The 13243-nt window shown below is 72.6% G+C and carries 12 protein-coding genes; 4 read left to right on the forward strand and 8 right to left on the reverse strand.

Features of this window, described 5'->3' with window-relative positions; genetic code table 11:
* Positions 1 to 3: 3 nt before the first annotated feature.
* The 3 genes from IE269_RS16505 to IE269_RS16515 form a co-directional block, all read right to left on the reverse strand.
* Positions 4 to 780: a class I SAM-dependent methyltransferase gene (locus tag IE269_RS16505; protein ID WP_189823703.1), complete on the reverse strand. Its 777-nt coding sequence runs from the start codon at positions 778 to 780 to the stop codon at positions 4 to 6.
* Entirely contained in the window at positions 777 to 1670 is an 894-nt protein-coding gene (locus IE269_RS16510; RefSeq protein WP_189823704.1) for a GNAT family N-acetyltransferase, read from the reverse strand. Before IE269_RS16510 ends, IE269_RS16505 begins: the two co-directional genes overlap by 4 nt.
* 86 nt (positions 1671 to 1756) lie before the next feature.
* A complete protein-coding gene (locus IE269_RS16515) occupies positions 1757 to 2341 on the reverse strand; it encodes a CGNR zinc finger domain-containing protein (RefSeq protein WP_189823705.1) in 585 nt (194 codons plus the stop codon).
* Positions 2342 to 2431: 90 nt separating this feature from the next.
* Here IE269_RS16515 and IE269_RS16520 point away from each other — a divergent pair, with 90 nt between their 5' ends.
* From IE269_RS16520 to cutA, 3 genes are all read left to right on the forward strand, one after another.
* Positions 2432 to 3067, forward strand: a complete 636-nt coding sequence (locus tag IE269_RS16520; RefSeq protein ID WP_189823706.1) for a hypothetical protein — start codon at positions 2432 to 2434, stop codon at positions 3065 to 3067.
* Positions 3068 to 3197: 130 nt separating this feature from the next.
* The gene (locus IE269_RS16525; RefSeq protein ID WP_189823707.1) at positions 3198 to 4460 is read left to right on the forward strand and encodes a TolB family protein; all 1263 of its coding nucleotides are present in this window, start codon (positions 3198 to 3200) and stop codon (positions 4458 to 4460) included.
* A gap of 51 nt (positions 4461 to 4511) precedes the next feature.
* On the forward strand, positions 4512 to 4856 hold the full coding sequence (gene cutA / locus IE269_RS16530) for a divalent-cation tolerance protein CutA (RefSeq protein WP_189823708.1): 345 nt from the start codon (positions 4512 to 4514) through the stop codon (positions 4854 to 4856).
* 416 nt (positions 4857 to 5272) lie between these two features.
* Here cutA and IE269_RS16535 read toward each other — a convergent pair whose 3' ends face one another.
* The 5 genes from IE269_RS16535 to IE269_RS16555 form a co-directional block, all read right to left on the reverse strand.
* The gene (locus IE269_RS16535; protein WP_229897758.1) at positions 5273 to 7312 is read right to left on the reverse strand and encodes an MMPL family transporter; all 2040 of its coding nucleotides are present in this window, start codon (positions 7310 to 7312) and stop codon (positions 5273 to 5275) included.
* A 98-nt stretch (positions 7313 to 7410) separates the two neighbouring features.
* Positions 7411 to 7665 (reverse strand): hypothetical protein, encoded by a 255-nt coding sequence (locus IE269_RS16540; RefSeq protein WP_189823885.1) that lies wholly within the window; start codon positions 7663 to 7665, stop codon positions 7411 to 7413.
* A gap of 144 nt (positions 7666 to 7809) precedes the next feature.
* Complete coding sequence (helR, locus tag IE269_RS16545) at positions 7810 to 10011, reverse strand: RNA polymerase recycling motor ATPase HelR (protein ID WP_189823709.1); 2202 nt, start codon at positions 10009 to 10011, stop codon at positions 7810 to 7812.
* A gap of 262 nt (positions 10012 to 10273) precedes the next feature.
* Positions 10274 to 10954 (reverse strand): response regulator transcription factor, encoded by a 681-nt coding sequence (locus IE269_RS16550; RefSeq protein WP_189823710.1) that lies wholly within the window; start codon positions 10952 to 10954, stop codon positions 10274 to 10276.
* The gene (locus IE269_RS16555) at positions 10954 to 12045 is read right to left on the reverse strand and encodes a sensor histidine kinase (RefSeq protein WP_229897761.1); all 1092 of its coding nucleotides are present in this window, start codon (positions 12043 to 12045) and stop codon (positions 10954 to 10956) included. The genes IE269_RS16550 and IE269_RS16555 overlap by 1 nt, the downstream gene beginning before the upstream one ends.
* Positions 12046 to 12801: 756 nt before the next feature.
* On the opposite strand from IE269_RS16555, the gene IE269_RS16560 reads away from it, so the two are divergent.
* Positions 12802 to 13239 carry a hypothetical protein gene (locus IE269_RS16560; RefSeq protein ID WP_189823711.1) on the forward strand — a complete coding sequence of 146 codons (438 nt, stop codon included), beginning with the start codon at positions 12802 to 12804 and terminating at the stop codon, positions 13237 to 13239.
* Positions 13240 to 13243: the final 4 nt, after the last annotated feature.

The raw sequence follows: 13243 nt of genomic DNA on the forward strand, positions 1-13243 counted from the left end.
AGGTCAGGTTCGGGCCAGGACCACGTATTCGCCGGCCGGGGACGTGCCCACCGGCTCGCGGGACCAGCCGCCGTAAATCCGCTCGACCGTGAAGCCCGCCGCCGCGAGGGAAGCGCGGAGGGTGGCCTCGGGGCGGAAGCGGAGGGTGGCGGTGCTGAGGAGTTCCGGGAGGCCGGGGGAGGAGGGGAAGGTGTAGTGGTGGGTGAAGGTGACGTTCTCGGCCGAGAGTGACGTGACCTCGGTCCAGGCCAGCACCCTGCGGCCGTCCGGGAGGACGACCTCGTGGCGGGAGTCGGTGGGGTTCCAGCGCTCCCAGCGGCGGTCCGCCGGGTCGCGGCTGTCGAAGATCAGGCGGCCGCCGGGGGTGAGCACGTCGTGCAGGAGAGCGAGGGTCTGCGCCCATTCGGCGTCCGTGAGGAGGAACTGGGCGACGTGTGCCGTCATGAGGGCGAGGTCGAAGGGGGCGTGGGGGAGGAGGTCGTCGAGCACCTCCGGGAGTGTCCCCGTCAGCCAAGTGACCTTCTCCGCATCCGGCTTGGTGCGGGCCGCCGCGAGTGCGGCCGGGGACGGGTCGATTCCCGTGACCGTGTGGCCGGCCGCCGCCAGGGCGAGGGTGACGCGGCCCGTGCCGCAGCCCAGGTCGAGCACGCGGGCGTGCGGGGTTTCGGCGGCGAGGGCGAGGAAGAGGGCGTCGTCCTCGCCCCACGGCGACTCGGCGTCGTACACCTGGACGAGCAGGGGGTCGCGGAACTCGGCCTGGAAGGGAGAGCCCGGTGTCATAGGAAGCGGCCGCTCGGGAGGTAGGGGGCGGGGGCGGCCAGGCCGCGCAGGGCCAGGTAGCCGTCCTGGAGGAGGTCGAGGCGGGCGGAGAGGCCGACGTCCACCGCCCAGTGGTTGGCGGCGGTGACGGCGGGCGGGATGCCGGTGGGTCGTCCGGAGGGGGCCGAGGCGAGGGCCTCCCAGAGCAAGGTGCGGGCGGTGGAGGGGTGTTGGGCCGCGAGGAGGTGGGTGCGGCCGCGGGGGTCGAGGTAGGCGTAGCCGGGGTTCTTGGGGTCCCGGGAGACGACGAGGCGCATCGTTTCCAGCAGGTGGAGGTGGTCGGGGCCGTGGCCCGCGCCCCGGAGGGCCGTGTCCAGGCGGTCCATCCAGTCGATGTCGTCCGGGGTGCCCTCGTGCAGGCCGGTGACGGCGGGGAGGGTGGTGCGGTCGACGGTGCCGGTCAGGCCCATCAGGGGATGGAGGGTGAAGCCCGCCCGCCAGTAGCGGCGGGTCGCGCCCGGGTGGATGGTGGAGATGAACATGCCCGGCCGGTCGCCCGCATGCGCCAGGACGGCGTCCATGAGGCGTTTGCCGATGCCCTTGCCCTGGAGGCCGGGCAGCACCCCGTACGTGATGAGGAGCCACAGCGGCCCCCGGTTCTGGGAGAGGGCGAAGCCCACCACGCGGTCCGTGCCGTCCTCGACCGCCACCCAGCAGCCCTCCGGATCGGTGGCCAGGAAGTGTCCCATCCGCTGGATCCAGAGGGCGGAGTCGGCGGCGGTGCGGGGTTCCGGTTCGGGCTCGCCCGCGCGCCTGCTGAGGCGGTCACCCTCCAGGAAGGTGGTGTGCGAGGCCTGTTCCGCCGAGGGGAGGTCGCTTGCGCGCATCAGCCGTGTGCGTACGGAATCCATCCGGCGACGGTAGCGGGGACGACTGTGGTCGGCACGCCGATTTTCACCGCCGCGCGCGCGTGGACGTTCAGCACGCCCCGTGGTTCCTACTGTCGCGCGCCCCGCTGCCGCGCCCGGTGCTTGGCGACGTGCAGACGGTTGCCGCACACGTTCGGGATGCAGTAGCAGCGGCGGCCCGCCTTGCTGGTGTCGACGAGCAGGCCCGTGCAGGTCGGCGACTGACAGGGCCGGAACCGGTCGTGGCCGAGCGTGCGCAGCACGCCGAGCAGTCCTGTCCCGATCAGGGCGGCGAGTTCGTCGGCGACGGATGCGCCGGGGGCGGTGGTGACGTACCACTGGAGCCGTCCGTCGGCGTCCCTGAGCAGGGAGAGTCCCGAAGTGGCCCTGGCGGCAAGGAGGTTGGCGCCCTCGACGACCTCGTCCTCGTCCTCTGCCGCCAGCAGTGCACGCGTCTCCTGGCGCAGGGTCAGGACCTCGGCGAGGTCGTCCTCGGTTGGTGCCGTTCCCGGCGGAAGTGCGTCAAGTCGTACCTCGCGTTCGGCGAGGAAGGTCGTCAACGCGTCCGGCCCGCCCAGGACTTCACCGATGTCCGTACGGACGGTGGCCGACGTGTTGACGAGGTCCGTGGCGACACCCGCCCCGGGAGCGTAATGCGAAAACAGTATCTTCAAACCTTACTCCCGTGTTAGCGTCATGCGTGAAAGGGAACTATACCTCTTAGTGCGCCGCGACAGCCCGGGCGCCGGGAAGGATCGTCGCCCATGCGCCCCCTCTTCCGCCGCGCCACCCGCACCCTCCGGGACGTGCTGTACGGCATCGACGCCGGGCACGCGATCAGGCACGGCGCGCCGACGCCGCCCCCGCCCGACTCGCCCCGTACACCAACGACGTCACCCACCCCGGGAGGAACCGTGAACACCCTGAAGCCCGTCAGCACCGCCGCCCTCCTCGCCTACCTCGACGGTCGCCAGACCCGCTGGCGCCTCACCCTCGACGCGGCCGTCGACGCCGCGGGCGACGACCCGCGCGCCCGCCTGCTCGCCGTCTTCGACGCCCTCCGCGAGTGGGCGTGCCGCTCCACCTCCGACGGTTTCCGCAGCAACGCCTTCATCCAGGCCCAGTACGAGTCCGACCGCCCGGACGGCGTCGCCCGCGCCGTCATCGCCGGGCACAAGCGCACCCTGCGCGACCGCATGCTCGTCCTCGCCGAGGCCACCGGCACCCCCGACCCGGGCCTCCTGGTCGACCAACTCCTCCTTGTCTACGAGGGTTCCACGGTCAACCACTCCCTCGGTACGGTCGCCGAGTCCGCCGCCAAGGCCCACCGCACGGCCCGCCAGCTGATCGCCGCAGCCACCCCGCAGCCGCTGGACGCCTTCTGGGCGGGCCGGGTCTGACGCACCAGACGCATGAGGAGGGGCGAGGGTTGTGGTCACTTTCGGGGATTGACGCGGTGGGGAACGGTGCGTTTGGTTCGAACGCGACTCCGGTGCCGAGCCGGGGCGAAGCTGTCCAACGGGGGATTCTGTGCTCAGAGTTGTACGTGGCGCGTCCATCGCCGTCCTCGCGGGAGTCATGGTCGCCGCCTCGGTGACCGCGACCTCGGCGGCGCCGAAGCCGAAGACCGAGCGAGTCTCGCTGTCCTCGACCGGGAAGCAGCTCCAGAAGGGGGTGAACCTCGCCGCGTTCAGTGTCGACGGCCGGTACGCAGCCTTCACGTCGGACGACTCCGCCGTGGTGCCCGGCGACACCAACGGCGTGGAGGACGTGTTCGTCCGGGACCTGCGCCGGGGAACCGTCGTGCGGGTCAATCTCGCCCCGGACGGCTCCCAGGCCGACGCCGGCTACTACGCCAAGGTGGCCATCAGCGCCAACGGCCGGTACATCGCGTACACCTCCGACGCGACGAACCTCGAAAAGTGGCCCGAGAAGCCCGCCCACGCGCAGGACGTCTACGTGTACGACCGGACCACCGGCCGCTCCGAGCGCGTCAGCGTCGGCCGGGGCGGTGCGTCCGCCCAGGTCTCCACGGACGACGGCATCGCCGTCTCCGACGACGGCCGCCACGTCGCCTTCGGCGCCTCCTCGCAGCAGATGGAGGGCACGCCGACGAGCGAGGTCTACGCCTACGTCGTCGACCGGCGCACCGGCACCGCCACACGGATCAGCGACCACATGCCGGCCGAGTGGACCCTGTTCAACGTCGGCATGAGCGCCGACGGCAGCCGCCTGTACTACGCGCAGGGCCACCCGCGCGGCGGCGACCGGGAACTGTGGGACGTCAACCTGCGCACCGGCGTGCAGAGACTGGTGAACGCCGACCCCGGCGGCGGCGTCACGGGCTGGGCGGGAGGCATGAGCTTCTCCGCCGACGGCGGCCTCCTCGCGTACATCACCAACGGACAGAGCGCGGGCAGCCCCGTCGACTCCTTCCTCTACGACACCCGCACCGGCAAGAGCCGCATGCTCACCCACGAGGGCAAGGGCGGGCTCGGCGGCCCCACCCTCAGCGCGGACGGCCGCCGACTGGCCTACATCGTCGAATCCCCCGCGGAACCGGGCGGCGGCACGGGCGACACGGTGGAGAACGTCTACGTCCGGGACCTCGCCACCGGCCGCACCCAGCTGGCTACCCCGAAGCATTCCGGCGGCCCGCTGACCAGCGGCTACGTGGGACCCGTGGACTTCGGCAACAAGGGGCGCGACCTCATGTTCGTCTCGTGGCAGCCCGACTTCGTCCCGGGCGACACCAACAACGGCTTCGACGCCTTCGTACGCCACCTGGACTGACGCCCGCTGGACTGACGCCCGCCCGCGCCCCGCCCTGCGTACGCTCGACGCATGACCACCTCGAACCCCACCCCGTACACCGTCCTGACCACCACCGCCGACAGCGAGGACAAGGCAGGTGAGCTGGCCGACCGCGTGATCGGCGAGCGGCTGGCCGCCTGCGCGCAGGTGTACCCGGTCCGGTCGGTGTACCGGTGGGAGGGGAAGGTCGAGCGGGCGCAGGAATGGCGGATCGACTTCAAGACACGCGGCGACCTGATCCCCGAACTCACCGCACGCATCGCGGAGTTGCACGACTACGACACCCCGGAGATCATCGCCGTCCCGGTGCTCGCGGGCAGCCCCGCCTACCTGGACTGGATCGGGGAACAGACCCGCTACGCCGGGGCTTCGTAGGGCGACCCGGGTGATGTTCCTGGTGGTGGCCGCGCCCGCCGGGTCGACTGTGACCGCCGCTGGCGGGCCCTCCGCCCCCGACGGTCCTGCCGAGGTCTCGCCGGTGGGGGTCGGCGGGGTGCCTGGCCGACCGGACGCCCGTACGGAAGACGACGCGGACGTCCCTACGGGCGGCGGCGTGGGCAGGACCGTACGGTGAACGGCCCCGGACCCGTCCGGACGGAAGCCTGAAGCCGGAGCCCGCACGGGACGACGGCTCTCGGGGCCTCGGGGCTGTCCCGGTGGTGAGTGTCCTGCCCGTCCGGGGCGCACCCCCTCCACCGGGCGGGGCACCCGTGGGCCCCCACCGGGTCTCGAACCGGCCCGCCCCGCACCCCCACTGCCCCTCACCCCCGACGCGGTCGAGGAGCCGCTCCTCACCGACGAGGGCCCACGGGCCCGCCGGCCGGCCTCTCCAACGCCACCCTCGGCAGCACCCGCCCCAGCGCCCCCGGCAGCCACCACGCCCGCGGCCCGAAGAGCTGCATCGCCGCCGGGACGATCAGGCAACGGATGACCACCGCGTCCAGCAGGATCGCCACCGCCAGGCCCAGCCCGAACTGCTGGAGCATCCGGCCGGGGCTCAGCACGAACGCGCCGAACACCACGATCATGATCGCCGCAGCCGCCGTGATGACCTTGCCGGTGGCGGCCAGGCCCTCGCGGACCGCGTGTACGTGGTTGCCCGTGCGCTCCCACTCCTCGTGCATGCGGGCGACCAGGAACACCTCGTAGTCCATCGAGAGCCCGAAGACGATCGCGAAGATCATGACCGGGATGAACGCCTCCACCGGCCCCGGCTGCACCCCGAACCACCCGTGCTGGAAGACCAGCGTGATCACGCCCAGCGCCGCCGCGATGGACAGGAGGTTGAGGAGCGCCGCCTTCAGCGGGATCAGCAGCGACCGGAAGACCACCATCAGCAGCAGGGTGGACAGCCCCACCACCAGCGCCACGAACAGCGGGATACGGTCCGCGACCGAGTCCGCGAAGTCCTGCGCGGCGGCGGTCGGCCCGCCGACCAGGTAGGTGGCTCCCGTGCGCTCGGCGAGTGGGGGGAGGGCGAACTCGCGTAGGTCATGCACCAGTTGGGCTGCGTCCTGGGGTGCGGTGGCGGGGAAGGCGATCACCGTGGAGACCGTGCCGTCGGAGGTGGGGAGGACGGGGCTGGTGGCGGCGACTCCCGGGGTCGTGGCGAGTGTCGTACGGAGTTGTTCCGCCGAGTCCCGATCGCCCTGGGTCACCACGACCAGCGGCCCGTTGAACCCCGGGCCGAACCCCTCCGCCAGGAGGTCGTACGCCTGACGGCTGGTCGACGACACCGGGTCGTTCCCGGCGTCCGCGAACCCCAGCCGCATCCCGAGCGCGGGTGCCGACAGCGCGAGGAGCACGGCGACGGCGGCCAGCAGCGCGGGCAGCGGCCGCCGCTGCACCGCCGACGCCAACTGCCGCCAACGGACGCCCTCTTGGCGAGGCTTCCGCTTGCGTACGGTGCGCTGGATCCGCCCGCCGAAGAACGCCAGCAGCGCGGGCAGCAGGGTCAGCGACGCCACCATCGTCACCAGCACGGTCAGCGCCACCGCCAGCGCCACCCCCTGGAGCGAGCCGAGTCCCAGCGCGATCAGCCCGAGCAGGGCGACGATCACCGTGCACCCCGCGAAGAACACCGTGCGCCCCGCCGCGTCCAGCGCGGTACGGGTGGCGTCCTGCGGGGAGGCCCCGGCGACGAGTTCGCGCCGGTAGCGGTAGAAGATCAGCAGCGCGTAGTCCACGCCGACGCCCAGGCCGACCAGCATCATGATCGGCGGAGTGAAGTCCGCGATCGTGAGCACGTGCGAGGCCAGCGCGATCAGCCCGACCGTGCCGCCGACCGCGAACACCGCCGTGAGCAGCGGAATCGCCGCCGCCACGAACGACCCGAAGAGCAGCACGAGCACCACCAGCGCGGCCAGCAGCCCCGCCCCCTCCGCCGCCCCGCCGCTCTCCTCCTGCGCCCCGCGCACCGCGTCGCCGCCGAGGGCGACGGTCACACCGGGGCCGGTGTCGCGGGCGGTGTCGATGATCCGTACGACGTCCTCCCGGGGCACGTCCTGGGACGCGGCGTCGAGCACAACCGTCGTGTACCCGACCGTCCCGTCCCGGGAGAGGGCCGATGCGTCGGCGAACGGGCTGCGGACGTCGGCCACGTGGGGCAGCTCCCGCACCCGGGCGACGGTCCGTTCGACGGCCCGGCGGTCGTCGCGCAGCCCGCCGGGGTCCTGGAAGACGATCTGCACGCTGCCGCCCGCCTGCGCGGAACCGTGCCGCTCCAGCAGGTCGGAGGCCGCCTGGGACTCCGTACCCGGCAGGGAGAAGTCGTTGCGGTAGGCGCTGCCGAGACCCTGGGAGCCGACGGTGATCACGGCGACCGCGAGCACCCACAGGAGGAGGGCGCCCCAGCGATGCCGCTGGGACCAGGCGGCAGACGGCCAAATGCGCCTGTGCGTGCGGGAGTTGGAGGCATGAGGAACTCGCTTCAGCGGTACGGACGGGACGCGCGGCCCGCACGCCGTACGCCGATCACCGCACCCAGCACGGCACAGCCCAGCGGTACGGCGACGAAGGCCACCAGGAGCGCACCGCCGCCGGCCACGTGCAGTGCCCGGCCCAGGACGAAGGCGCAGAAGCCGCCGACGGTCTCCGTGAACAGGAAACCGGCGGCGCCTCCGACCAGAAGTCCGATCAGGGCCAGGACGAACCGCGAGGGCGGGGCCGGCGGAGGTGCGCTCATGCCCCCACACTCCGCGTGCGCCCCGCCCCGGGTCGTCGCCCCGGGGCGGACACCTCGCCTACCGTGCTGGTTGCGGGGACGCCCGTACGACTACCGCCGGAGTTGCCTCCGTACGTACGCCGCCATCACCGAAGCGCCCTCGGCTCACGCGCTCGTCAGCACCACCAGCTGCTGCGTCGCCCGCGTCATCGCGACGTACCGGTCCACCGCCCCCTCGATGCCCTCGCCGAACTCCGCCGGGTCGACCAGCACTACCAGGTCGAACTCCAGGCCCTTGGAGAGCGTCGGGGTGAGCGAGCGTACGCGCGGCGAGTCCGGCCGGAAGTCCGCGTCGCCGATGACGCACGCCACGCCCTCGGGGTGCTCGGCGAGCCAGCCCGCCAGCACGGTGTCCAGATCTGCCGCCGAGCCGTGCACCACCGGGATGCCGCTGCTGCGGATCGACGTGGGGACGTTGGCGTCGGGCAGCGCCTCCCGGATCACCGGCGCGGCCTCGGCCATGACCTCTTCCGGGGTGCGGTAGTTGACGGTGAGCGAGGCCACCTCGATGCGGTCCAGGCCGATCCGCTCCAGCCGCTCCCGCCACGACTCGGTGAAGCCGTGCCGGGCCTGCGCCCGGTCGCCGACGACGGTGAAGCTGCGGGAGGGGCAGCGCAGGAGCAGCATCTGCCACTCGGCGTCGGTCAGTTCCTGCGCCTCGTCCACGATGATGTGCGCGAACGGGCCAGCCAGGACGTCGAGTTCGGCCGACGGCAGGCCGTCCTGGTCGATCAGGGTGTCCTTGATGTCCTGCCCGTGCAGCATGCCCAGCGCGCCCTCGCTCTCGTCGATCTCGACGTTCTGCAGGATGCTGTCCATGACGTCGGCCCGGCGCGCCCGCTCGGCGGCGACGGCCGCGTCGTGGCGCTGCTTGCGGGCGGACGCCCCGGAGTCGCCGAGCCGCTGACGGGCCGCGTCGAGGAGGGGCAGGTCGGAGACGGTCCAGGCGTGCGGGGCGTCCTTGCGCTGGAGCGCCCGTACCTCGTCGACCGACAGATGCGGGGCGCACTTGCGCAGGTATGCGGGCACCGACCACAGGTCGCCGACGAGCTCGGTGTGCTCCAGGAGCGGCCAGGCCTGGTTGAGGGTGCCGATCAGCTCGCGGTTCTGGAGCAGGGAGCGGCGCAGGAGCTGCGGCGAGACTCCGGAGGCGTCGTCGTCCTCCTCCTCTTCGTGCTTGTCCATGAGGATCGTGAGCAGCTCCTCGCGGATCTGGTCGCGGGCCTCGTTGTGCGGGGTGCCCGGCTCCACGGCGGCGAAGGCGGCGGCCCAGTCGGAGGCACTCAGCCAGACGTCGGCCCAGTGGGTGGAGACGGTCATGCCCTCGGTGGGCGGCTCCTCGTACAGGGCGACGGCGGGCTCGATCGCCCGCACCATCTCGGCCGTCGACTTCAGCCGGGCGATCTCCGGGTCGGCCTCGGGCAGCGCGGACGCGCCCTCGGCGACCAGGTCGGCCACGATGCAGGTCTGCACGCCCTCCTCGCCGAGGCTCGGCAGCACGTCGGAGACGTAGTCCAGGTACGGGCGGTGCGGGCCGACGAACAGGACGCCGCCGCGCCGGTGCCCCAGGCGCGGGTCGGCGTACAGCAGGTGGGCGGCGCGGTGCAGGGCGACGACCGTCTTTCCCGTACCCGGACCGCCGTCCACGACGAGGGCGCCGCGCGAGCCCGCGCGGATGATGGCGTCCTGGTCGGACTGGATGGTGGAGAGCACGTCCCGCATCCGCGAGGACCGCTCACCGCCGAGGCTGGCGATGAACGCGGACTGGTCGTCCAGCGCGGCGGCATGCCCCTTCAGGCCGTCGGCGGTGAACACCTCGTCCCAGTAGTCGCTGATCAGGCCGTTGGTCCAGCGGTACCGGCGGCGGCTGTCGAGCCCCATCGGGTGGGCGTGCGTGGCCGCGAAGAACGGCTCGGCGGCGGGGGAGCGCCAGTCGACCAGCAGCCGCTGCCCCTCGCTGTCGGTCAGCCCGAGCCGGCCGACGTACACGGGCGCGGAGCCGTCGGCGGGCACGAAGTGCCCCAGGCACAGGTCCAGGCCGAAGCGGCGCAGGGTGCGCAGTCGGGCGGTCAGCCGGTGGATCTCGGAGTCGCGGTCCATCGCCTCACGGCCGAGGCGGCCGGGGGCCTTGCGGGCGGTGTCGAGGTTCGCGGAGAGCTCGGCGATCGTCTCGGCGAGGCTCTTCGCGATGGCCGCGAAGTGCGCCTCGTCGGCGCCGGTCAGGGCGGGGTCGGCCTTGGCGGAGAGAGTGTCGGGCAGGTTGAACGCGCTGGTGGACAGGGGGGTGGTGGCGGCAGCTTCGGACAACGTGGCACGCAACTCGGGGATCTCCCACTTCTGCAAAATTCTGCTCGACTCGGCTCGGATTCGGTCGCTTCCGGCTGAGATCCGCGATTCTGCATCAGCAAGGGGGCCTTGCCGCAAGGCCCCCCATGAGTTATAAGTTAATAGTGGCAAGGAGAGCTCTGACTCCCTTGCCTTTCTTTTTGCCCGCCGGCGGATGTCCTGCATGCCGGGTCCTGCGTACCTGGTCCTGCGTACCTGGTCCTGCGTGCCCGGTCCCGTGCGCCTACTCGCCGCTGAGCCATCCCGGCCGCACCATGCCCGACTCGTAGGCCAGGACCACCAGTTGGGACCGGTCGCGGACGTCCAGCTTGGTCATGATCCGGCTGACATGGGTCTTCGACGTGGCGGGGCTGAGCACCAGCCGGGCCGCGATCTCGTCGTTGCTGAGACCGGCGGCGACCAGTTCCATGACCTCCCGCTCACGCGCGGTGAGGGCGTTGAGCCGGGGACTGGCACCGGGCGCCTTCACCCGCCCGGCGAATTCCGCGATCAGCCGCCGGGTGACGGAGGGGCTGATCAGGGCCTCCCCACGATGCGCGACCCGTACCGCACGCACCAGTTCCTCGGGCTCGGTGTCCTTCACCAGGAACCCCGTCGCGCCCGCGCGCAGCGCGCCGTACACGTACTCGTCCAGATCGAAGGTGGTCAGAATGACGACCTTCACGTCACCGAGCCGCGGATCGGCGGCGATCCGACGGGCGGCCTCCAGCCCGTCCACCCCCGGCATCCGGATGTCCAGCAGCACGACATCGGGCCGCAACGCCCGGCACTTTGCTACGGCCTCCTCCCCGTCACCGGCCTCCCCGACCACCTCCAGGTCGTCCTCATCCTCCAGGATCGACCGGAACCCGGCACGCACGAGACGCTGGTCGTCGGCGACCAGGACCTTGATCTTCGCGTTCATCACGGTGCTCCGTCCGTCTGCGTACGGGGAATGCGCGCCCGGACCGCGAACCCTCCGCCCGGACCGGGCCCCGCGGTCAACTCCCCGCCGAGCGCACGGGCCCGCTCCCGCATCCCGACGATGCCGCTGCCGTACGGACCGGGGGCGGCGCGGCCGTCGTCCGCGACCTCAAGCACCAGCCGATCCGGCGCGTACTCGACGCGGACGGTCACGGAGGTGGCGCGGGCGTGCCGGGTCACGTTGGTCAGCGACTCCTGGAGTATCCGGTACGCGGCAAGATCCACCTCCGTCGGGAGGGGACCGTCCACACTCCCCGTCTCGTACGTCATGACTTCCAGCCCCGCGAGCCGTGCACCGGCGACCAGGTCACCGAGCCGGTCGAGCCCGGCCGGGGGAGCGGTGGGGGCGGCCTCGTCGACCTGCCGCAGGACACCGAGGGTGGCACGCAGCTCCCGCAGGGCCTCACGGCTGGACTCCTTGATGGCGCCCAACGCCTCCTCACCACTCCCGGAACTGCTCTCGGAACGCTTCTGGATGCGCCGCAGGGCGGCCGCCGCCTGCACATGGATCAGCGAAAGATGATGCCCGACGACATCGTGCAACTCCCTTGCGATGCGCAGCCGTTCCTCGGTGGCGGCACGCTGCTCGGCCTCGCGGGCGAAGGCGAGGCGGGTGTGCCGGGCCCAGCCGAGGGCGACGGTGCCGACGAGCCAGCCGGTGAGCATGAAGAGGGCGACGCCGTTGACGGTGCGGTTGCCGGCGAGGGTGCCGATGCCGGTCCCGACGACGGCGAGCGCGCCGAGCGCGACCGCCGCGAGCAGGCGCCCCTGGGCCGCGACGGAGTACAGGGCGACGGCGAAGGCGGCCATGAGGGGCCCGTCGTAGGTGCTGACCAGGTAGTACGCCCCGGACCCCGCCCACACGAACACGCCGACCCCGACGGGCCACCGCCGCCGCAAGGCCAACGCCCCGCAGGTCAGGACGATGAGCCCCCACCCGAGACCGGTGACCCCCCAGGACTCGGTCCGCTCCCCGACGACCGACCGCAGACTCCCGACCGCGACCACCAGAAACACGACCCCGGCCAGCACGACATCCCCCTTCAGGTACGCGAACAACCCCCGCCGCACCCGCACATCCGCCCCGCCAGACCCACCCTCCAGGGGCGCGGGGAACTGCGCGAGCAACCCACCACGCACCCGCACATGCTCCCCGGCAGACCCACCCCCCAGGGGCGCGGGGAACTGCGCGCCCAGCCACCCACCCAGCCGCGCGGCGAGCGCTTTAGGTGAAGGGGCGGGGCCGGGGCAGCCCGCCGCAGGCGACCCCGCACGCCGGCTGCGGCGCGAACCGAACCCCCACCTCGACCGGCGCCGAGCCCCGGCCCCGGGCCCGATGGCCCCGGACTCCGCGAGGCCGCCGAGCACGGTGCCCGAAGCGGAAGGCCCGGCGCCCGAGCCGGAAGGCACGCCGCCAGAAGAGGAGGGTCCGGCACCCGAGTCGAGAGGCCCGGCGCCCGCGCCGGAAGGCACGCCACCCGAAGCGGAGGGCCCGGCGCCCGAGCCGGAAGGCACGCCGCCGGGAAGGGAGGGCCCGGCCCCCGAAGTCACGGACCCCGAAGGGAAAGGCGCGGAGCCGGAGTCACCAAGCCCCCGGCCTGGTTCGCTGGCCATACGTCCACCCTAAGCAGCCCTCAGCCCCCCGCCCCCACCCCCGCGAAGGATCCGCATCCCACCGCCCCGCAACTCCCGCCGTACGCCACCCCCCACCCCCACAACCCCCGCGGTACGCCAGCTGCCCGCCCCAGGCAGACGCCCCACCCCCGACCCCACCCCCACGCTGACTCCATGAACCCGGAACCCACGCTCCACCCCGCACCCCCACCCACCCTCGGCGAGCGCCTCCGCGCCCTCGACCGACCCCTCCTGGCCGGCCTCGTCCTCGTCGCCTGCCTCCGCCCCCTCTCCTCGATCGTCGGCCTCAGCGACGTACTCGGAAAGCCCGCCACCCCGCTGATCCTGACCGGGCTCATCACCCTGACCTGGATCGTCGTCCTCACCCGGCGCCGGGTGCGCGAACCCCTCCTCACCGGGGTCGCCGCAGGCGTGGGTTATGCGCTGGCCACCGTGATCCTCAGCGCGGTCCTCTCGCCGATCCTCACCGGCGAACTCCAGGGCCCACTGGCCCAGCCGATCGCGATCGTGCCGATCTTCCTGTTCAACGCGGGCTGGGGCGCCGTCTGCGGTGTGTGCGCACTGGGCCTGCGCAAGCTGCGGCGCGGATGAGCCG

This window comes from Streptomyces spiroverticillatus (assembly GCA_014650415.1).
GTDB lineage: Bacteria > Actinomycetota > Actinomycetes > Streptomycetales > Streptomycetaceae > Streptomyces > Streptomyces spiroverticillatus.